The sequence below is a fragment of the Kribbella sp. NPDC056951 genome (assembly GCF_042674205.1).
GTDB lineage: Bacteria > Actinomycetota > Actinomycetes > Propionibacteriales > Kribbellaceae > Kribbella > Kribbella yunnanensis.
In genome coordinates, this window is sequence record NZ_JBHUQZ010000004.1 from 137831 (window position 1) to 156504 (window position 18674).

Below are 18674 nucleotides of genomic sequence, written 5' to 3' on the forward strand. Positions count from 1 at the left end.
CGTCAACTCACCACCGTCTCGTTGGTGCCGAACATGTTCTTGACGGCTTTGGCAGAGACCGTGCTGTGCCAGACCACGACGTCGTCCACCCGGCCCTTCAAGTAGTGCGAAGGTGAGCCGGTGGTTGTGTCATGGGCACCGATCGCCAGCGGCCCCGCAGCCTTCCACGGGCTGGCCGGGCCTGTGGTGCCCCCGACCTCGTCGCCGTTGACGTACAGCCGCATGGCCTTGGTGCGCAGGTTGAAACTGCCGACGACGAAGTACCAGGTACCGACCGTCGGCGCCGGACCGCCACTCGTCCAATGAGTCGTGCTGTCGGCGACGTCCTGCGCTGCCATACCGAACTCAAAGCGCTGGTACGTCGGGCTGTACCGCAACCGGAGCGCGGTGTTGTGCGCACCGCCTGCCGCCACGATCGTCTGGTGCACATCGAGCGCGTCGAGTCGCACCCAGGCTCCGACGGTGAACGACTCATCGGTGTTGACCACCGGCGTTGTCGTCGCCGCGTAGTTCGTGCCGTCCAACTCGAGAGCGCTGTCCGGGTTGTCCCAGAAGCCGTCGTTGTACCGCGGTGTGCCAGTGAAGGTCAGGTTGCGGCCCTTCCCGGACTCGTCGACGCCGGTCTCCTCCAGCGCCCACCACGAGGCAACCTCCGCCGGCGCGGATTCCTTCAGCGAGTACGTCGGCTTGACCCCACGCCACACCTGGACGTCGTGGATCAGGCCCTTGAAGAAGTCACCCGTCTTGTGGCAACCAACGGTCAGCGGTGCATCCGCGCGACCGGGCAGACCACGGGTCCAGATTTCGCCATCGCGGCCGTCGACACTGGCCGTCCATTTCGCATTGCCGTGGTACTGGAACTCGACGTACTGCCAGCCGACCTTCGGTGCGATGTACATGCCTCCCGCCGACCGAGTGCCCATGGTCGTCAGGCCGATCTGGGACAGCGATCCCAGCTCCCACCTGCCTTCGGCGGTGATCATCATCGCGAAACCGTCCCCGGCGGAGTCCGCCTGGGAGAACAGCACCTGGCGTCCGCCCTTGACCTGCTCGGGTTTCACCCAGGCACCGATGCCGAACGGCGTGTCCGACGGAACGATCGGCGTACTCGTCGTGGCGCACGACTGACCGTCGAGAACCAGCGCGCCGTCCGGGCGACCGAACGGGTCGAAGGACTGTTCGGCCGAGGCGGGCAGGGTCAGATCGCGACCGAATCCGCTGGAGTCCGTGCCGTCGCCGCGAAGGTCCCAGTGCGCGATCTCGCCGTACGGGAGTTTCGCTCCAGCCGTGATCTCGGCTGGGGTCATCAGGCCTTGCCAGACACCCACGTTGTCCACCGCGCCGGTGAACGCGTGCGAAGCGCCGCCGCTCGAGGTGGGCAGGCAGCCGAGGCTGAAGAAGCCGGTGGCGTTCCACGGCGTGAAGCTCACGGCGCGTTCTCCGGCGAGGGTGCCGTTGAGGTAGATCCGCTGCAGTCCGGCATCCGGATCGTACGTCGCGACGATGCGCAACCACTTGCCGAGAGCAACCGGGTTGGCAACGGTGACGCTCTTCCACCCGTACGTGTCACCGGGTGCGTCGACCAGCGAGAAGGACCAGGTGTTGTCCACCCCGTTGTGCTGGATCTGGTACATCGAGTGAATCGTGTTGCCCTGGGCAAGCACCTTTGTGTAGCCGGTGGTGTTCATGGCGTCCATCCGGACCGACAGGGCGACGCTGAACGCGGCGTCCGTGCGGATCGCAGTGGGTGCCTTGAGGCAGTCGTTGCCGTCGAACTCGACCGCGGAGTTGGTGGGATCGACGGTGTCGGTCACGAACGCCGGGTCGCCGGTGAGCACGGTCATGTCCTTGCCATGGCTCGTGTCGTCGACCAGATCGCTGCCGAGCGGCCAGGCGGCCATCGGCGTCTTCGGGATGGTGCGGCCCGCGAAGAACGTGAACACCTTGTGCTTCGACTTGTTGCCCGCGGTGTCCACCGAGCGGACGTACAGGACATGCCGGCCCGCGGTGACCGCCGGGCGCGAGATGGTCGCCGTACCGGTCGAGGCGGTCTTCTGGTCGAAGGCATCGGTGTTCCACGAGTACTCGAAGCGGTTCAGGCCCGAGCGGGAACCGTTGACGGTCGGGTCGTTCGCCGACACCGCGAGATTCACGGTCGATCCTTCGGTGACGGCCCCCGTCGGTCCGGTCACCGCAGGAACGGTCGGCGTGGTGGCGTCCACCCGGAAGTAGCAGTAGTTCGTGTAGCCCGAGTTCACGGCCTCGCTCTGCCGCGAGTCGCTGCGCGCCTGCCACTTGTACGGCCCGTCGGGGAGCGACGTCGTACTCTTCTTGGACTGCGGGGACGCAGCGACGGGGGCCGGTGTGCGGTAGTAGTGGAAGTTGGTCTCCGAGGCCGATTTGCGGACCCGGAATCGCCAGTAGACCGAGTCCGACTCCGAGGTCCGCACGCGTGACGAGAAGGTCGGGAAGCGCTCGTTGATCCACGGCGAGCCGGATTCGGTCGGGTCGCACGCGGTGCCGTCGACGGTCAGCCGATCCGGGTGTGGCGGGTAGATGTAGTACGTGACGTGCAGCTTGACGCTTGAGGTCTTGATCCGCCGCCAAGCGTCCCGAGACGACTCGTTGGACGACCGCAGACCGAAGGTGATGGTGGAGTCCTTGTGTGCAGCCGCCGACTGGACCCGCTTCTTGACGTTCGCGCCGTCGAACTCGACCCATTCGTCGGACTTGCCGGAGCAGCCGGTCGTGTTCGACGAAGGCACGGTCTTGGATTGCAACGGAGCGCCGTACCACCAGTTGACGTTCTTCCAGGACGTTCCGTTCGAGATCTCGCCGGTGCGCCACAGCTGCAGGCCTTGGTCGCCGCAACCGCCGGTGTGCGTCTGGAGCATGTTGACGCTGGCTGAAGCGATGTACTTCCCCTTCAGCTTGCCGATGTCGAGTTTGATCGCCGAGCGCCACAGGCCGCAGCCGTCACCACAAGTGCTCCAGGTGTCGTTGCCGACCCGCATACCACCGGATCGCGGCCAGCTGCTGTCTCCCGTCCAGCCCTGGCTCGGGCGACCCTGAAACACGTTCGCCCACGCCTTGCGCGTCGACGTGAACGGCGGGTCGATGTACAGCGGGAACCTCAGCGTCCGGTCAGCCAGCATCTTCGTGTCCGGAACCAAGGTGAGACCCGTCGCGGTCTTCTGTACGTCGACATCGCCGATCCGAGCGGGATCGGCCGCCGTCTGCTTGCGCGCTCCGGCGGGTGTGGAGTCCCACATGATGCCCTGGCCGGCCTCGAAGATGACGTCACCGTCAGCATCCAGTACGTCGATCCGCCCCGACTCAGGGTCTTCTCGCACGGTCAGCCCGGTGGTGGTGATGCCGACCCGGATCGTTTCCAGCTCCGGGTTCTCGGCCGCCTCGGGGGTCTTCACCACGAGCACCCAAGAGAAGCCGACGGCCTCGGCCTGCACGGCGAGGTCTACATCCGGAAGCACATTCGGGAAGGTCGCCACCGCGCCGCTGATCACCGGCTTGGGCAGCGGGCCCTTCGGCCAAGTCAGCGACAGTACGCCGCCGTCCGGATCGGTGGCGGTCACGAACGGCGTCGTACCGCCGGCGCCGGTCTCGATGCGGATCACCGTCGCGGCCGCCTGCGCGGACCCGTCCGGTCGCGCGGCCAGCGTCGGGTCGATGTCGACCCAGGCGCCCGCGGAGTTCTGCACCCAGTACGGCTCAACCGCGATCTGGGTGTCGAGCACACCGGCGGGCGTCGCGAACGCCTGCCGGTCGATATCGCGCAACGACAGCACCTCGACGTTGCGGTTGCAGGCGAGCGCGAGCTGGTACGCCTCGAACTCGTCCGCGGCGGTGGGATCGCCGTTGAAGGTGGGACACGTGCGGGGCGGGAGCTCGCCGTCCGGCGGCTCATCCGCCGCCTGGGCGGTCATCGCGGTAGTGGCCAGCAGAGCTAGGGCCGTGAGCAAAGTGGTGGTCAGACGTCTCAGTGGCGGGTGACCGAACATAGAAGCCTCACAAATAGGCGGGCACGCGGTGTGAACTCACCGCTGGGCGCTGCCACCGTAAATTTCCACCGCCTCAAGTTTCTTGAGCGAAACTTGAGCGGTGACTTATCCCAGTACGACCGCGGACGAGCGCGACGCCCTCGAACAGTTCCTCGACTTCCACCGGGACCGCGTCTTGAAGGCACTCGACGAGGTGTCGGACACCGAGGCGGCCACCCGGGTCCTCGGCGCTACCGACATGACCGTCGGCGGGATCGTCAAGCATCTCGCGGCCGTGGAAGACTTGTGGTTCCACCGCAAACTGCTCGACGTACCGAGCTCTGAGCCGTGGCGGTCAGCACCCTTCGACCAGGACCCCGACTGGGAGTGGCACTCGGCGGCCGAGCAGACCGTGGTCGAGCTGCGCAAGCTGTACGTCGATGCGTGCGCGACCAGTCGCGCGGTCGCGGGGCGGATCAGTTCGCTGGACGAGCAGGCGAAGCGGGCGTCGTTCGGGGAGCAGTTTGTGAACCTGCGGTGGGTCTACCTGCACATGATCGAGGAGACCGCGCAGCATCGCGGGCATCTCGATCTCCTGCTGGACGCGATTCGTCAGGCGAGACCGAGCCGGTAGGCGTAGGCGACGGCCTGGGCTCGGTCACGGAGGTTGGCCTTGGCGAACAGGTGGTTGATGTGGGTCTTCACCGTCGCCTCGCTGACGACCAGGTGGCGGGCGATCTCGGTGTTGGAGAGCCCTTCGGCGATCAGGCGCAGTACGTCGAGCTCGCGTGGGGTGAGACCGGTGTCGACCGGCTTCGGGGCCTCAGTGGCGCCTTCGATCAGGCGGCGCTGGACGTCTGCGTCGAGGATGGACTGACCTGCGGCCGCGGCTTCGAGGGCACGGCCGATCGCTTCGGCATCGGCGTCCTTGGTGAGGAATCCGCGGGCACCCGCGCGCAGGGCGGACAGCACCGAGTCGTCATCGCTGTACGTCGTGAGTACGACGACCTCGGTCCGCGGGTACTCGGCGCGGACCTGGCGGGTCGCTTCGACACCGTCGACGTTCGGCATCCGCAGGTCGACGAGCAACACGTCCGGATTGTGCTCGGCCACCAACTGGACCGCTTCGGCGCCGTCGGAGGCGGCCGCGACCACGTCGATACCGGGCAGCAGCTTCAGCAACGTCACCAGGCCGTCGCGAACCACCCGCTGATCGTCGGCAACCACGACCCGCACACTCATCCCGGCACCTTCAGCTCGACGCGCCAACCCTCCGCGGTCGGCCCGGCCACCAGCGAACCACCCAGCAACTCGGCCCGTTCCCGCATCCCGACCAGACCATAACCGCCCGGCGCGGCGCGATCCGGCCGCCGCCCCGGGCGGTCCGCCACAGTGAGCCGGACATCTTCGCCGTACTCCAACGTCGCCGCCACCGGCGCGCCCACCGCGTGTTTGCGCGTATTGGCGAGGGCCTCCTGGAGCGTCCGGTACAGCGCGGTCATCACCTCGGCCGGCAGCTCCCGCGGCGTACCGACGATCTCGAAATCCGCGGTGCCACTGTCCAGCCGGTACGCCGTGACGAGATCGGCGAGCGCTCGTTCGTCGGGGACTGCATCCTCCCGCAGCGCCGCGACCGCCCGCCGCGCCTCGGCCAGTCCTTCGGCCGCGAGCCCTTGCGCCCGCGTCACCTGCTCGATCGCCTCCGCCGACGCACCGTCGCGAACCAGCATCAACCGCGCGCCCTGCAGGTTCAGCGACAGCCCCGCCAGTGAATGCGCCAGTACGTCGTGGACGTCGCGCGCAATCCGCGCCCGCTCGGCCAACGCCGCCGCGCGACCGTGTTCCTCGAGCGCCGTCTGTTTGCGGGCGAGCGAGACCTCGCGTTCCTCCAACTGGACCTCGCGATTGCGACGGTTGGTCGACGCGAGGACCAGCGCGGCCATGCCGAAGACGGCGCCGAACGCCACGCCGACGGAGTCCGTGGACAGGTACAGCGGAAGACCGGCGCCGAGCGTGGCGATGCCGACGACGACCCACTCCGCGGGACCGGCGCGGTGATAGCGAACGGCCATGCGGGCGGCCCAGTACGGCAGGGCGATCAGTGGGCTCGACGGCAGCCCGAACCACAGCAGCGAGCCGGCGATCGCAAACGCCAGCAGCGCGATCGCCCGGCGCCCAATCGGCTCACCGTCCTGCAGGAAGAGCAGCCAGCCGTTGCTGACGACAACGATTGCCGCGAGCGCGATGAGCACCGGGAAAGGCAGCCGACGCACGTCGTCGGCCGTGACGACCGTGAACACGACGAGCACGCTGGGCAGTGCACGCAACACCATGCCGGGTCCGGCAGAGCGCCGTACCCGGTCCTGGAGTGTCAGTTCCACGGTCTCATCATGCCCGCTGAGCTACCAGCGGGATGTGCAACTGCTGGGCCCGGCGGTAGATCATCGCGCTCTGAGCCGCGATCGTGACGCCGATGGTGAAGACCAGCGAGGCCTCGCTCACCGCGTTGTGCGGCCAGATCGCCTGCGAGACCAGCGCACCGCCGATCCGGATCCCGATCGTCAGCAGCCACAGCAGGAGCGTCGTACCGGTGCCCTTCTGCCAGAGTCCGTCCGGGGTGCTGGTGAGTCGCAGGCTGGCGCCGCGGGCGACGCCGAAGCCGACCAGGACCACGCAGTCGAGCAGGAGGAAGGCGACCTCACCAGGCGACGCCTGGCCGAGGACCGGCCACAGCGTGAGCAGTCCGATGGTGAGCAGGACGCCCGGCATCAAGAACAACGAGCGCTGCGAGACCAGCGAGCCGGTGAGCTGCCGCCCGACCACCCGCACCCAGCACGAAGCCCGCCACCAAGATCGCGAGTAGGACGTGGGCCGACATTTCAGGGTCCTTTCCGAGGAGTTTTCGTTGTCTCCAATCTCCTCGGAAAGAACCTCGGTGACGTCAGCCCGCAGTTCGCTCCCGGGTGGAACCTCGGCCTCAACCCTGGGGTTGAGGTCAGGGCGTGAACTTGAAGGGAGCCTCGGCTGGTTCGGCGCAGACCGCGTCGCCGGCCCCGTCGGTCGATTGCAGGATGAAGACCTTCGCTCGGTAGCTGGTCCAGGTCTGACCGTGCACGCCGTTGATGGAATCCGGGCCCAGCGCACGCCGGCCCTCGATGCGCGCGACGCCGTCGGATCCGGTGGCGACTACGCCGAGAACCACGCCGTTCGGGCCCAGCGCGGAGAACTCCACCTTGACGCCGACGACTGGATCACCGTCCTTGGTCAGTCGTGCTTCGAGCGGCATGTCGACGGTCCGCCGACCATGGCCGACGATGGTCACCGGCTCCACCGACAGCTCAACGCCACAGCCGCAGCCGGACAGGGCGGTTGGCGACGCCAGCACCAAGGCCAGCGCCGCCAGTCCCGAACGATTCCTCACGGGCCGAAGCTATCCGAGCATCAGGCCAATCTCAGGCCACTCTCAGGCCAGCGAGACCAAGGAAAGGTAGTCGTCGGACCACAGATCCTCGTCGGCGTCGGGCAGGATCAGGACCCGGTCCGGACGCAGTGCCTCGATGGCACCCTCGTCGTGGGTGACCATCACGATCGCGCCCGGGTAGCTGCCAACCGCGCCCAGGACCTCGTCACGGGAGGCAGGATCCAGGTTGTTGGTCGGCTCGTCGAGCAGGAGCACATTGGCGCCGGAGTGGACCAGACCGGCCAGGGCCAGCCGGGTCTTCTCGCCACCGGACAGTACGCCGGCCGGCTTGTCCACGTCGTCGCCGCTGAACAGGAACGAGCCGAGCACGTTCCGAACCTCACCGTCGGTCAGACCGGGCGCAACCGCCGCCAGGTTCTGCCGGACCGTCCCTGCCAGGTCCAGGGTGTCGTGCTCCTGCGCGAAGTACCCGAGCCTCAGACCATGACCGGGTACGACGCGGCCCGCGTCCGCCTCTTCCCGACCCGCGAGCAGCCGCAACAGCGTGGTCTTGCCTGCGCCGTTGAGGCCCAGTACGACGACTCTGCTGCCGCGGTCGATAGCCAGGTCCACACCGTCGAGTACCTGCAGACCGCCGTACGCCTTCTTGAGGCCTTGAGCGGTCAGCGGCGTCTTGCCGGACGGTGCAGGCTCGGGCAGCCGGATCTTGGCTACCCGGTCGGTACGGCGTGCTGGTTCGAGTCCGGACAGGAGTTTGTCGGCCCGGCGCGCCATGTTGCGCGCGGCAACGGTCGTGTTCGCGCCGGCCATCATCTTGCGCGACTGGGCATGCAGGATCGCGGCCTTGCGCTCGGCCGTGTTCCGCTCCCGCGTCCGGCGGCGTTCGTCGAGCTCGAGCTGCTGCAGATACTTGTTCCAGCCGGTGTTGTGCACGTCGATCGTGATCCGCTGCGGGTCCAGGTGGAACACGCGGTTAACCGTTGCCTTGAGCAACTCCCGATCGTGGCTGATCACGATCAGCCCACCCGGGTACCCGAGCAGGAACGACCGCAACCATACGACCGAGTCGGCGTCCAAGTGGTTGGTCGGCTCATCGAGCAGCAGCGTCTCATGCTGCGCGAACAGGATCCGCGCCAACTCAACCCGCCGCCGCTGCCCACCGGACAACTCCCCCACCGGCTGCTCCAACGCCCGCACCGGCAACCCAACACCCCCGGCCAACCGAGCCGCCTCAGCCTCCGCGGCGTAACCGCCGCCCGCCTGAAACCGCGTCTCGGCTCGCGCGTACGCCGCCATCGCGCGCTCCTGGGCGGCACCAGTCGCCGTACTCATGGCCGCTTCGGCTTTCCGCAGGTCGCGGATCGCCGTGTCGAGGTCACGAGCGGACAGGATCCGATCGGTGACCGTCGTACCGGGGTCGGCCGCGCGAGGATCCTGCGGCAGGTAGCCGACAGACCCGGCAACCGTGACAGTCCCCGCCGCGGGCCGCTCTTCCCCCGCAAGCGTCCTCAACAACGTGGTCTTGCCGGCGCCATTACGCCCGACAAGCCCGACCCGATCCCCCGGGCCGACATGAAACGAAAGGTCGGACAGCAACAAACGAGCGCCGACGCGAAGATCTACACCACTGACGGTGATCATGACTATAACTCTCTGTGAAGGCATGCGGACACACTTCGGGTACGGAAGCGGGTCGCACACCTAGACACAGAGGCAAGTAGCCATGCCCCCACACTAAATGCCCACCTTGAGCACGCACCAACCATTTTCCACCCACCACCCGACCTGAGCGGTGCACAAGGCCGACGCGCCCCACCACAACCACGCCATCCGACGTTGTGCACCCCTCAACCACGAATCGACGCAAGACGTGGCTGGTGGGCGCCCAAGGTGATCCACGAAAGTCACCTTGGGCACGGATCAGTCGTCGCGGAAGGCGCGAAGTGGTTGGTGGGTGCTCAAGGCGCTGGGCGGAGGCACGCCGACGGTGGGTCGGCTGCTGGCGTTCGGGGCGCGGGGAGCGCGGAGCGCGAGGGAGGGTGCTGGGGTTATTTGGCTGGTAGTTCGATGGCGAAGCGGGCGCCGTTGGTGGGGCTGGTGGTTACTTGGATGGTGCCTTGGTGCCACATGACGTGGCGGGCGACTATGGCCAGGCCTAGGCCTACGCCGCGGCCTCGGCCGCTGGTTTCGCCTCGGCCGAAGCGTTCGAAGATTCGGTCCCGGTCTTCGGGGGCGATGCCGGGGCCGGCGTCGTCCACGGTGATGATGACGCCTAGGCCGCCGGGGGCTACGGTGACGCCTTTGCAGCCGCCGGCGTGGTCTTCGGCGTTTTCTACGAGGTTGGCGATGACGCGTTCGAGGCGGCGTTTGTCGGCTTGCATGACGAGGAATTCGGCGCGGGGTTCGACGGTGGTGATGGGGCGGCCGGCGGTGGCGTCGGCGGCGGCGCGGACGAGGTCGGCGATGCGGACGATTTCGCGGCTGCCGCGGTCGCCGCCGTCGTCTCGGGAGATCTCCAGGAGGTCGATGACCAGGCGGCGGAAGCGGTCGAGGTCGTCGCCGAGGAGGTCGACTGGTTCGCGGACGGCTTCGGGGAGTTCGGCGCGGTGGTTCTGGATGAGTTGCATCGAGTTGAGCATGGTCATCAGCGGGGTGCGGAGTTCGTGGCTGACGTCGCCGGCGAAACGGGCGTCGGCGGCGACTCGGCGTTCCAGGTTGGCGGCGGTCTGGTTGAAGGAGCGGGCGATACCGCCGAGGTCGCGGTCCTGCTCGGCGTCCAGGCGAGCGTCGAGCCGTCCGCGGGCGACAGCGTCGGCGACTTTGGTCAGCTCGGCCAACGGGCGAAGCGCGAGGGTGCTGGCCAGCCGCCCGACCGCGAGGCCGACCAGCAGAGTCGCGATCGTCGCGGCGATCAGGGTGAGTCGCAGCGTCTGCAGGGTGTCGTCCAGTCCGGACAAGGGATGCCACTCGAAGAGCGCATTCCCCGGTCGCTCCAGCGGTACGCCGACCGCGAGCACCCGCTGACCGCTCACGACGATCCGCTGGTCGGTCGCCGTCCCCAGTCGGGCCGACTGGATCAGGTTCTGCGGTAGGTCCTCGGGACGGCCGGTCAGCGAGTACCACTCGCCGTCGACGTAGACCATCGAGGCGGCCGAGTCGCTCGTCGGCAGGCTGTTCAGTACATCCATCGGCGTCACGCCCGGTCTTGGCTCCGCCGGAACGCACTCCACGCGCAGCCGGGCGGGCGTGCAGGGCGTCGAGGCGCCGTACAGACCGTAACGGAAGGCGGCCGCGTTGTCGGCGGTCTGGCTGATCGCGGACTCCCGGCGCTGTTCGGTGAGGTAGTCCGAGACGATGCTCCACGTGACGATCGCGAGCACCAGCGACAGCCCGAGCGCGAGCAAGCCGTAGGCGATCGTCACCCGCCCGCGCAGACTCGTGCTGCCCAGGAGCCGCAACTCAGCTCACCAATCGGTAGCCGAGACCGCGGGCAGTCACCAGGTGCGTCGGGCTGGCCGGGTCATGCTCGATCTTCAGCCGCAACCGCCGGATGTGGACGTCGACGATCCGGCTGTCCCCGAAGTACCCGTAGCCCCACACCTTCGACAGCAACTGCTCCCGCGACAGCACCCGCCCCTCGGCACCGGCCAGCTCGGCGAGCAGCTTGAACTCGGTCCGCGTCAGCGGCAGCACCGTGTCACCCCGCGTCACCTCGGCACCCGGTACGTCGATGGTCAGATCACCCACGACCAGTACGTCGGGCTGCCGCGCGTTGGCGGGCTCGACCCGGCGCAGCAGCGCGCGGATCCGGGCCGACAGCTCCTTGGCGACCAGCGGCTTGGTCACGTAATCGTCCGCACCAGCCTCCAGACCGGCGACCACGTCGTGGCTGTCGGTCCGCGCGGTCACCATGATCACCGGTACGTCGCTGTTCCGCCGGATCTCGCGGCAGACGGCGAACCCGTCCCGGTCCGGCAGCATGATGTCGAGCAGAACCACGTCCGGTGGTTGCCGGCGCAGCGCCGCGAGCGCGTCGAACCCGTTGGCCGCCTCCGCGACCTCGTAGCCCTCGTCTTCCAGGGCGAGCCGCAGTACCCGGCGGATGCGGGGCTCGTCGTCGACCAGCAACAGGCTGTGTGCCACGGGACCAGTGTCGCTCACCAGCGGTCCGGACGGCGGTTACGGCTGTCATGAATCCGTCATGTTCGCCCCGGAGCCAGATGACAACTCCTTGACGCTTGGGTGATCGCCGTTCCGGCCGGGTCCGGAAGTCCTAATTTCAGGCCATCCAGTCCTGGAGGAGGACACATGGCACGAAAGAGGCTGGCGGCCGTATCCCTTGCCGCCGTGGCGAGCCTGTTGCTCGCCGCCTGCAGCAGCAACGGCGGATCGCCGACCGGATCCGGTGGCACCGCCGGTGCACCGGTCGCCGGTGGAACGCTGAACATGCTCGGCGCACAGGACGTCGACTACATGGATCCGAATATCAGCTACTACTCCGTCGGCTATCTGAGCTTACGCCTGTGGAGCCGCCAGCTGTTCACCTACCCGGCCGAACTCAACGGCAAGAACACCACGCCGGTCCCGGACATCGCGCCGGAGATCCCGACCACCGCGAACGGCGGGATCAGCGCGGACGGGAAGACGTACACGATCAAGATCCGTCCGGGCGTGAAGTGGGGGACGACACCGGCCCGCCAGGTCACCGCGGCCGATGTGGTCCGCGGCGTCAAGCGGACCGCGAACCCGGTCCAGCCGTTCGGCGGTACGCCGGACTTCGCCGACCTGATCGTGGGTTACCAGAAGTTCGCCGACGGATTCGCCAAGGCGCCGAAGACGGTCGCCGGGATCCAGGACTACATCGAGAAGACCCCGCTGCCCGGTGTCGAGGCGAAGGACGACAGCACGGTCGTCTTCCACCTCACCCAGCCGGCCAGCTACTTCGTCGACATGCTGACGCTGCCGGCCTTCTCGCCGGCTCCGGTCGAGTCGCTGAAGTACCTCCCGGCCAGCACCGAGCTCGGCAACAACTTCCCCGCCGACGGTCCGTACAAGGTCGACTCATGGGTGCCGAGCAAGTCGATCACCTACTCCCGCAACCCGGCCTGGGATCCCGGCAGCGACCCGGTCCGCAAGGCGTACGTCGACAAGGTCGTGGTCACCCAGGGTCTGACCCAGGACTCGATCCAGCAGCAACTGCAGACCGGTACGCCGAACGCCGACATGGAGTTCGATGTCGCGCCACCGCCCTCGCAGCTGCCGGCATTGCAGGCCAAGAAGGATCCGAACCTGCAGATCGGTGACACCGCGGGCTCCAACCCGTACGTCATCTACAACACTGCCTCGCCGAACAACAACAAGGCGCTGGCGAACCCGAAGGTCCGGCAGGCGATCAACTTCGCGATCAACCGCGACCACGTCCTGCAGGTGCTCGGCGGCAAGACGCTCGCTCCCCCGCTCACCCACGTGCTCCCCGACGTGATCGTCGGTTCCAAGCAGATCGACCCGTACCCGTACGACCCGGACAAGGCCAAGCAACTGCTCGCCGAGGCCGGCTACCCGAACCTCACGCTGAAGTTCCTCTACCGCAACGCGGCCGAGGGCAGCAGCAAGGCGTTCCAGACGATCCAGCAGGACCTGTCGAAGGCCGGGATCACGGTGACCGGCGTACCGTCGCCGAACTCGGACTTCTACGTGAAGTACTTGCAGGTACCGACCGTGGCGCAGAAGGGTGTCTGGGACATGTCCCTGGCCGGCTGGGGCGCGGACTGGTACGGCAACGCGGCGCTGTCGTTCTTCAAGCCGCTGTTCTACGGCAAGGCTGCGTTCCCGCCGGTCGGCAGCAACTTCGGCCTGTACGACGACGCGGAGACCAACACGCTGATCCAGCAGGCCGCCAAGGCGCAGACCGAGGACGAGGCCGCCGAGCTCTGGGCCAAGGCCGACGCCCGGGTGATGGACCAGGCGCCGTTCTTCCCACTCACCAACAACAAGCAGGCGAACTATCACGCCTCCCAGGTGCAGAACGCCGTCTACGTGCCATCCCTGCAGAACTTCGACCCAGCCAACGTCTGGCTCTCCAAGGACAAGCAGGGCGGCTGACCTCATGGCTCTGCTTGAAGTAAGGGACCTAAGGGTCTCCTTCGACACCCCGGACGGTACCGTCCGCGCCGTCCGGGGCCTGTCGTTCGATGTCGAGGCCGGACAGACCCTCGCGGTGGTGGGCGAGTCCGGCTCCGGCAAGAGCGTGTCCACGCAGACGGTCACCGGTCTGACCCGCGGTGCGACAGTGTCCGGTACGGCGTACTTCGACGGCACCGACCTGATCACCGCGGACCAGTCGACGCTCCGCCGTCTGCGGGGCGCGCGGATCGGGATGATCTTCCAGGACCCGTTGTCGAGCCTGCATCCGCACTACCGGATCGGCTGGCAGATCGTCGAGATGATCCGCGCGCACGACCACGAGATCAGCAAGCAGGATGCCCGGAAACGAGCCGCCGAGCTGCTCACGCTGGTCGGCATCCCGCGGGCCGAGGAACGCATCGACGACTACCCGCATCAGTTCTCCGGCGGGATGCGGCAGCGGGTGATGATCGCGATGGCGATGGCACTCGACCCGGCGCTGCTGATCGCGGACGAGCCGACCACCGCACTCGACGTGACCGTGCAGGCCCAGGTCCTGAACGTGATGCGCCGCCTGCAACAGCAGTTCGGTACTGCGATCGTCCTGATCACCCACGATCTCGGCGTGGTCGCCGAGATGGCCGACGAGGTCGTGGTGATGTACGCCGGGACCGTGATGGAGCGGGCACCACGCCGGGACATCTTCTATCGCAACCACCACCCGTACACCCAGGGACTGCTCGCGTCACTGCCGGCGCGCAGCGGCGAACGGCTGACCCCGATTCCCGGCAGTCCGCCGAGTCTGATCAGCCTGCCGAAGGGCTGCCCGTTCGCGTCCCGCTGCCCGCACGTGTTCGACAAGTGCCGGACCGATGCACCGCCGTTGGCCGATATCGGGCCGCGGCACCAATCGGCCTGCTGGCTCCCGGTTCAGGCAAGCGAGGCGATTGCGTCATGAACGACGTACTGCTGAAAGTGGACAACGTTCGTAAGGAATTCCCGACGCACTCAAAGGAGGTGGTCCGGGCAGTCGACGGTGTCTCGCTCGAGGTCTTCAAAGGCGAGACCCTTGGCCTGGTTGGCGAAACCGGCTGCGGCAAGTCGTCGTTGGCCCGCTGCATGGCTCATCTGTACGACGTGACGTCGGGCTCGGTGTCGTTTGAGGGTACCGAGATCAGCGCCCTGTCCCGGCGAGCGATGCGGCCGATCCGCCGGGAGATCCAGGTGATCTTCCAGGACCCGTACGGTTCGCTGAACCCACGCCGGCGAGTCGGTTCGATCATCGGCGACCCGTTCGCCATCCACGGGATTGCCGCCGGCAACGCAAGGAAGAAGCGAGTTCAGGAGCTGATGGAGCTCGTCGGCCTGAATCCCGAGCACTACAACAGGTTCCCGGCCGAGTTCTCCGGGGGCCAACGGCAACGAATCGGAGTCGCGCGAGCACTTGCACTCCGCCCGAAGCTGATCATCTGCGACGAACCGGTCTCCGCGCTGGACGTGTCGATCCAGGCCCAGATCATCAACCTGCTGGCCGATCTCCAGCGGGAGCTGGACCTGACCTACGTGTTCATTTCGCACGACCTCTCCGTGGTCCGGCATGTGAGCGACCGGATCGCGGTCATGTACCTGGGCAGGATCGCCGAGCTGGCGCCGACGGACGAACTGTTCGGTCAGACCCGGCATCCGTATACCCGGGCCCTGCTGTCGGCGCTACCGGTCGCCGACCCGGATACCGCCGACAGCAGGGAGCAGATCATCCTCGGGGGCGACATCCCCGCCGCGACGAACCCGCCGGAGGGGTGCAGGTTCCACACGCGGTGCCCGAAGGCCCGGGCCGACTGTGCGTCGATCGAGCCGCCATTGGTCGCCGTACTGGAGGACACCGACGACCATCGGACGGCCTGCCTGCATCCGTTGACACTCGGCGAGGACCTGTCCACCGCCGTACCGAATCTGCAGGCATCATGACGGCCGCACTTGAGCTCGTCGACGTACTGGACGAGCCGAAGGCGATCGAGGGGCGCAGCCCGCTGGTACTGGCGTTGCGGCGGCTGCGGCGAGACAAGGTGGCGATGATCTCGCTCGTGGTGATCATCCTGATCGTGCTGATGGCGGTGTTCGCGCCGGTCTTCGCCGCGATCACCGGGCATCCGCCGAACGAGCAGTACCGCGATATCGGCCTGACGCCGGAGGGGTTGCCGCGCGCGCCGAACGGCACCTTCTGGTTCGGCACCGACGATCTGGGCCGGGACATCCTGGTCCGGATCGCGTACGGCGCCAGGGTGTCGCTGCTGGTGGGGGTGTTCGCGACCGCGATCACGGTCGTGGTCGGCGTCGTACTGGGTCTTGCCGCGGGGTTCCTCGGGGGGATCACCGACACGATCTTGACGCGACTGATCGACGTGGTGCTGTCGGTCCCGTTCCTGCTGGTGGCGATCGCCCTGGTGTCCATCACCGGGCCGAGCCTGACCGTGACCGTGCTGGTGATCGGCTTCTTCAGTTGGGCGTCGGTGGCCCGGATCGTGCGCGGCCAGGTGCTGTCCCTGCGCGAACGCGAGTTCGTCGAGGCGGCCCGGTCGCTGGGGGCGAGTGACGGCCGGATCATGTTCGTCGACGTGCTGCCGAATGTGCTGGCTCCGGTCATCGTCTACACGACGTTGCTGGTGCCGGTGGTGATCGTGACCCAGGCGACGTTGTCGTTCCTCGGGCTCGGGCTGCCACCACCAACCGCCGACTGGGGCGGAATGATCAACTCGTCGCAGAACTACTACACGACGTCATGGTGGTACATCCTCTTCCCCGGTCTGGCCCTGCTGATCACGACGCTCGCGTTCAACCTGTTCGGCGACGGCGTCCGGGACGCCTTCGACCCGCGCGCCGACCGGACGTAGGAGGCTTGTGATGGCTCGTTTTCTGCTCCGTCGCCTCGGGCACGGGGTGCTGGTGCTGTGGCTGATCTCGATGGCCATCTTCGCGCTGTTCTTCATTGCCCCCAGCAACGTTGCGCAGACGCTGGCCGGCCGCCAGGCCACCCCGGAGACGATCGCACTGATCCAGCACCGGCTCGGTCTCGACCTTCCGGTCTGGAAGCAGTACCTGAACTTCGTCACGAACGCCGTCCAGGGCGATCTCGGATACGACTACTACCACCAGGTGCCGGTGACAACGATCATCGGACAGGCCTTGCCGGTCACGTTGTCGCTGGCCCTGGGCGCCGCCGTACTGTGGCTGCTCCTCGGGGTCACAAACGGCGTCATCTCGGCGGTGCATCCGCGGTCGCTGGCCGATCGTGGACTGACGATGTTCGCGTTGTTCTTCTACTCGTTCCCGTCGTTCCTGCTCGGTCTGCTGTTGCTGTACTTCCTGTATTTCAAGCTGACCCTGGCCGGTTTCGACTGGTTCCCGGCCGGTGGGTACACACCGTTCAGCGCCGGGCCGGGGGCCTGGCTCCAGCACCTGGTGTTGCCGTGGATCGCGCTCGCGTTGCTGCTGGCGGCGACGTACACGCGGTTGACGCGCGGATCGATGCTCGACGTACTGGGCGAGGACTACATCCGTACGGCGCGGTCGAAGGGGATCCGGGAGACTCGGGTGGTCGTCCGGCATGGGCTGCGCAGTGCGCTCACGCCGGTGGTCACGCAGTTCGGGATCGACCTCGGGCAGCTGGTCGGTGGTGTCGTGGTGACCGAGACCGTGTTCAGCCTTCCGGGCCTGGGCCAGACCGTGGTCACCGCGATCAACCGGCAGGACCTACCGGTGATCATCGGCATCGTGCTGTTCGCGTCGGCCGCGGTCGTGGTCGCGAACATCCTCGTCGATGTCGCTTATGCGTTCCTAGACCCGCGAGTCCGGTTGCACTAGAACAGGAGGGCCGTCGTCTGCGGGCTCGGGATGGACTGAACGGCGGCCAGGATCTCGGTGAGCGCGTCGTACTGGCGGACGGCGGCCGCGCGGTCGCCCTGGATGAGATGCAGCGAGATCAGCGCGCGGTGGGCAGCCTCGAGCAGCGGTTCGAGGCCCACCGCCTGCTGATACAAGGCGATGCTCTCCTCTACCCGCCCCTCAGTGGCCTTGGCCTCGGCCAACGCCAGCAGATCCCCCTCCGCCATTCCAACAGCGTAGCCTCCTGGGATGGCGATCGTCGTGTATGGAGCTGGTGGAATCGGCTGTTATGTGGGCGGGCGGCTGGCGGCGAGCGGGAGCCCGGTGACTTTCGTCGGGCGGCCGCGGATGGCCGCCGAGCTGGCCACGCACGGCCTGCGGCTGACCGACTACCTGGGCGCGGAGCTTCGGGTCGAGCCTGGATCGGTGCGGTATGAGACGGCTCCTGCTGCGGCGGCCGAGGCGGATCTGGTCCTGGTGACGGTGAAATCCGCCGCGACCGCGGCTGCCGCCGACGAGCTCGCCGGTGTGCTCAAACCGGGGGCTGTGGTCGTGAGCTTCCAGAACGGGATCCGGAACGGTTCGACGCTGGCGGAGCGGTTGACCGAGCAGCGGGTCCTGACCGGGATGGTTCCGTTCAACGTGCTGAACAGCGGTGGCGGGCATTTCCATCAGGGGACGGAGGGCGCGCTCGATATCCAGCGGGACGCGGCACTGACGCCGTACGTCGAGGCTTTCGAGCAGGCCGGGTTGCCGCTCAAGCAGCACGACGACATCCTGCCGGTGCAGTGGGCAAAGCTGCTGCTGAATCTGAACAACCCGATCAACGCGCTGTCGGATGTGCCGCTGCGGGAGGAGCTGTCGCAGCGGGCGTTCCGGAGGTGTTTGGCGGCGGCTCAGGCTGAGACGCTGGAGTTGCTCGCGGCGAAGGGGCTTGAGCCGGCGCAGATTCTGCGGGTGCCGATGCGACGGTTCCCGACCATTCTGCGGCTGCCGGACTTCCTGTTCCGGCGGCTGGCCGGGGCGATGCTGGCGATCGACCCGCTGGCCCGGACGTCCATGTGGGAAGACCTGCAAGCCGGCCGAACCACCGAGATCGACTACCTGAACGGCGAAGTAGTCCGCCTCGCCTCCGAGCTCGGCCGAACCGCCCCCGTCAACGCTCGGTTGGTCGAGCTCATCCGCGCGGCCGAGGTTGACCGGCGCGCGTGGTCCGGGTCCGACCTGTACCGCGAGCTGCAGGCGTAGCC

Annotated in this window: 16 protein-coding genes; 7 read left to right on the forward strand and 9 right to left on the reverse strand. The window is 67.4% G+C overall.

The features are described 5' to 3' along the window. Positions 1-2: 2 nt before the first annotated feature. A complete protein-coding gene (locus tag ACFTSF_RS18715; protein ID WP_380154944.1) occupies positions 3-3944 on the reverse strand; it encodes a LamG-like jellyroll fold domain-containing protein in 3942 nt (1313 codons plus the stop codon). Positions 3945-4119: 175 nt separating this feature from the next. Here ACFTSF_RS18715 and ACFTSF_RS18720 point away from each other — a divergent pair, with 175 nt between their 5' ends. Further along, positions 4120-4632: a DinB family protein gene (locus ACFTSF_RS18720; RefSeq protein WP_380154945.1), complete on the forward strand. Its 513-nt coding sequence runs from the start codon at positions 4120-4122 to the stop codon at positions 4630-4632. On the opposite strand, the gene ACFTSF_RS18725 is transcribed toward ACFTSF_RS18720, so the two are convergent. The 7 genes from ACFTSF_RS18725 to ACFTSF_RS18755 form a co-directional block, all read right to left on the reverse strand. Continuing rightward, positions 4611-5240: a response regulator gene (locus ACFTSF_RS18725; protein WP_380154946.1), complete on the reverse strand. Its 630-nt coding sequence runs from the start codon at positions 5238-5240 to the stop codon at positions 4611-4613. The genes ACFTSF_RS18720 and ACFTSF_RS18725 overlap by 22 nt on opposite strands. After that, on the reverse strand, positions 5237-6379 hold the full coding sequence (locus ACFTSF_RS18730; protein ID WP_380154947.1) for a sensor histidine kinase: 1143 nt from the start codon (positions 6377-6379) through the stop codon (positions 5237-5239). Before ACFTSF_RS18730 ends, ACFTSF_RS18725 begins: the two co-directional genes overlap by 4 nt. A 7-nt stretch (positions 6380-6386) precedes the next feature. After that, on the reverse strand, positions 6387-6821 hold the full coding sequence (locus ACFTSF_RS18735) for a hypothetical protein (RefSeq protein ID WP_380154948.1): 435 nt from the start codon (positions 6819-6821) through the stop codon (positions 6387-6389). A gap of 172 nt (positions 6822-6993) precedes the next feature. Continuing rightward, positions 6994-7419, reverse strand: a complete 426-nt coding sequence (locus ACFTSF_RS18740) for a hypothetical protein (protein WP_380154949.1) — start codon at positions 7417-7419, stop codon at positions 6994-6996. 42 nt (positions 7420-7461) lie between these two features. Further along, positions 7462-9060, reverse strand: a complete 1599-nt coding sequence (locus tag ACFTSF_RS18745; protein ID WP_380154950.1) for an ABC-F family ATP-binding cassette domain-containing protein — start codon at positions 9058-9060, stop codon at positions 7462-7464. Positions 9061-9467: 407 nt separating this feature from the next. After that, positions 9468-10877 carry an ATP-binding protein gene (locus tag ACFTSF_RS18750; protein ID WP_380154951.1) on the reverse strand — a complete coding sequence of 470 codons (1410 nt, stop codon included), beginning with the start codon at positions 10875-10877 and terminating at the stop codon, positions 9468-9470. 1 nt (position 10878) lies between these two features. Further along, complete coding sequence (locus ACFTSF_RS18755; protein ID WP_344165348.1) at positions 10879-11562, reverse strand: response regulator transcription factor; 684 nt, start codon at positions 11560-11562, stop codon at positions 10879-10881. A gap of 165 nt (positions 11563-11727) precedes the next feature. Between ACFTSF_RS18755 and ACFTSF_RS18760 the strand changes: the two genes are divergently transcribed. The 5 genes from ACFTSF_RS18760 to ACFTSF_RS18780 are packed head-to-tail and all read left to right on the forward strand — an operon-like array spanning position 11728 to position 17403. Further along, a complete protein-coding gene (locus ACFTSF_RS18760; RefSeq protein WP_380154952.1) occupies positions 11728-13521 on the forward strand; it encodes an ABC transporter substrate-binding protein in 1794 nt (597 codons plus the stop codon). Between the two features lie 4 nt (positions 13522-13525). Further along, on the forward strand, positions 13526-14500 hold the full coding sequence (locus tag ACFTSF_RS18765) for an ABC transporter ATP-binding protein (RefSeq protein ID WP_380154953.1): 975 nt from the start codon (positions 13526-13528) through the stop codon (positions 14498-14500). After that, entirely contained in the window at positions 14497-15510 is a 1014-nt protein-coding gene (locus ACFTSF_RS18770) for an ABC transporter ATP-binding protein (RefSeq protein ID WP_380154954.1), read from the forward strand. Before ACFTSF_RS18765 ends, ACFTSF_RS18770 begins: the two co-directional genes overlap by 4 nt. Then, positions 15507-16433, forward strand: coding sequence for an ABC transporter permease (locus tag ACFTSF_RS18775; RefSeq protein ID WP_380154955.1), 927 nt, complete (start codon positions 15507-15509; stop codon positions 16431-16433). The genes ACFTSF_RS18770 and ACFTSF_RS18775 overlap by 4 nt, the downstream gene beginning before the upstream one ends. Before the next feature lie 10 nt (positions 16434-16443). Beyond that, a complete protein-coding gene (locus tag ACFTSF_RS18780) occupies positions 16444-17403 on the forward strand; it encodes an ABC transporter permease (RefSeq protein ID WP_380154956.1) in 960 nt (319 codons plus the stop codon). Here ACFTSF_RS18780 and ACFTSF_RS18785 read toward each other — a convergent pair. Then, positions 17400-17651 carry a bacterial transcriptional activator domain-containing protein gene (locus tag ACFTSF_RS18785; protein WP_344165364.1) on the reverse strand — a complete coding sequence of 84 codons (252 nt, stop codon included), beginning with the start codon at positions 17649-17651 and terminating at the stop codon, positions 17400-17402. The two genes, ACFTSF_RS18780 and ACFTSF_RS18785, sit on opposite strands and share 4 nt — an antisense overlap. A gap of 22 nt (positions 17652-17673) precedes the next feature. Here ACFTSF_RS18785 and ACFTSF_RS18790 point away from each other — a divergent pair, with 22 nt between their 5' ends. Continuing rightward, positions 17674-18672: a 2-dehydropantoate 2-reductase gene (locus tag ACFTSF_RS18790; RefSeq protein WP_380154957.1), complete on the forward strand. Its 999-nt coding sequence runs from the start codon at positions 17674-17676 to the stop codon at positions 18670-18672. Positions 18673-18674 lie beyond the last annotated feature (2 nt).

What these genes read in the sequence shown, in the direction of transcription:
- ACFTSF_RS18765 (WP_380154953.1), top strand. Translation starts at nt 13,526, where the DNA reads ATGGCTCTGCTTGAAGTAAGGGACCTAAGGGTCTCCTTCGACACCCCG.
- ACFTSF_RS18780 (WP_380154956.1), top strand. Translation starts at nt 16,444, where the DNA reads ATGGCTCGTTTTCTGCTCCGTCGCCTCGGGCACGGGGTGCTGGTGCTG.
- ACFTSF_RS18790 (WP_380154957.1), top strand. Translation starts at nt 17,674, where the DNA reads ATGGCGATCGTCGTGTATGGAGCTGGTGGAATCGGCTGTTATGTGGGC.
- ACFTSF_RS18775 (WP_380154955.1), top strand. Translation starts at nt 15,507, where the DNA reads ATGACGGCCGCACTTGAGCTCGTCGACGTACTGGACGAGCCGAAGGCG.
- ACFTSF_RS18785 (WP_344165364.1), bottom strand. Translation starts at nt 17,651, where the DNA reads ATGGCGGAGGGGGATCTGCTGGCGTTGGCCGAGGCCAAGGCCACTGAG.
- ACFTSF_RS18760 (WP_380154952.1), top strand. Translation starts at nt 11,728, where the DNA reads ATGGCACGAAAGAGGCTGGCGGCCGTATCCCTTGCCGCCGTGGCGAGC.
- ACFTSF_RS18745 (WP_380154950.1), bottom strand. Translation starts at nt 9,060, where the DNA reads ATGATCACCGTCAGTGGTGTAGATCTTCGCGTCGGCGCTCGTTTGTTG.
- ACFTSF_RS18770 (WP_380154954.1), top strand. Translation starts at nt 14,497, where the DNA reads ATGAACGACGTACTGCTGAAAGTGGACAACGTTCGTAAGGAATTCCCG.
- ACFTSF_RS18715 (WP_380154944.1), bottom strand. Translation starts at nt 3,944, where the DNA reads ATGACCGCCCAGGCGGCGGATGAGCCGCCGGACGGCGAGCTCCCGCCC.
- ACFTSF_RS18725 (WP_380154946.1), bottom strand. Translation starts at nt 5,240, where the DNA reads ATGAGTGTGCGGGTCGTGGTTGCCGACGATCAGCGGGTGGTTCGCGAC.